General features: G+C 67.6%; 1 protein-coding gene and 1 pseudogene. Both read left to right on the plus strand.

Features of this window, described 5'->3' with window-relative positions; all coding sequences use genetic code 11:
* Positions 1-118: 118 nt before the first annotated feature.
* Positions 119-901 (plus strand): thiazole synthase, encoded by a 783-nt coding sequence (locus tag Q7U29_RS12045; RefSeq protein ID WP_304741669.1) that lies wholly within the window; start codon positions 119-121, stop codon positions 899-901.
* Positions 888-1,023, plus strand: a pseudogene (locus Q7U29_RS12050) (thiamine phosphate synthase); the annotation flags it as partial. The gene Q7U29_RS12045 and the pseudogene Q7U29_RS12050, both read left to right, overlap by 14 nt.

Genomic DNA, 1,023 nt, shown 5'->3' on the forward strand with positions numbered 1-1,023 from the left:
ACGAAAGGTCTCGGCCAGTTTACCGCAACGAGGATACACGGCGCCGCGATGAGCGCAGTTGCGCTCACGCTTGGGGTCCCTGCGTTCGCAGGGACGACGAGGATAGGGCAACGACGCCATGCTGAACTTCTACGGCAAAACCTTCACCTCCCGCCTGCTGATCGGCAGCGCGCTGTATCCGTCGCCGGCGATCATGCAGAATGCGATCCGGGCCTCCGGCGCCGGCATCGTCACGGTGTCGCTGCGGCGCGAATCCGCGGGGGGCAAGACCGGCGATGCGTTCTGGTCGCTGATCCGCGAGCTCGACGTCACCGTGCTGCCGAACACCGCCGGCTGCCGCGGCGTGCGCGAGGCGGTGACCACGGCAAAGCTGGCGCGCGAATTGTTCGGCACCCCCTGGATCAAGCTGGAAGTGATCGCCGACAACGACACGCTGCAGCCCGACGTGGTCGGGCTGGTCGAGGCGGCCGGCATCCTGATCAAGGACGGCTTTGAGGTGTTTCCCTATTGCACCGAGGATCTCTCGGTCGCGATGCGGCTGGTCGATGCCGGCTGCAAGGTGGTGATGCCGTGGGCGGCGCCGATCGGCAGCGCCAGGGGCATCGTCAACCGCGATGCGCTGAAACTGCTGCGCGACCGGCTGCCCGACATTACGCTGGTGGTCGATGCCGGGTTGGGCGCGCCGAGCCACGCCGCGCAGGCGCTCGAACTCGGCTACGACGCCGTGCTGCTCAACACCGCCATCGCCAAGGCCGCCGACCCCGTTGCGATGGCCAAGGCCTTCCGGCTCGGCGTCGAGGCCGGCCGCACCGCCTACGAGGCGGGCCTGATGGAAGCCCGCGACTTCGCCTCTCCTTCAACCCCTGTCGTTGGGACACCGTTCTGGCATGCCGTATCCTGATCGCTTCTATCCCGTCGTCGATACCGTGGCCTGGGTGGCGCGGCTGGCGCTGCTCGGCGTCGGCACCATTCAGCTGCGCGCCAAGGATCTCAACGATTCCGAGGCGCTGCAGCTCGTCACCG

This window comes from Bradyrhizobium sp., from assembly GCF_030654605.1.
In the GTDB taxonomy this organism is placed as follows: domain Bacteria; phylum Pseudomonadota; class Alphaproteobacteria; order Rhizobiales; family Xanthobacteraceae; genus Bradyrhizobium.

Bases quoted from the DNA above. Each gene is read 5' to 3' on its own strand.
- Q7U29_RS12045 (WP_304741669.1), top strand. From the start codon at position 119: ATGCTGAACTTCTACGGCAAAACCTTCACCTCCCGCCTGCTGATCGGC.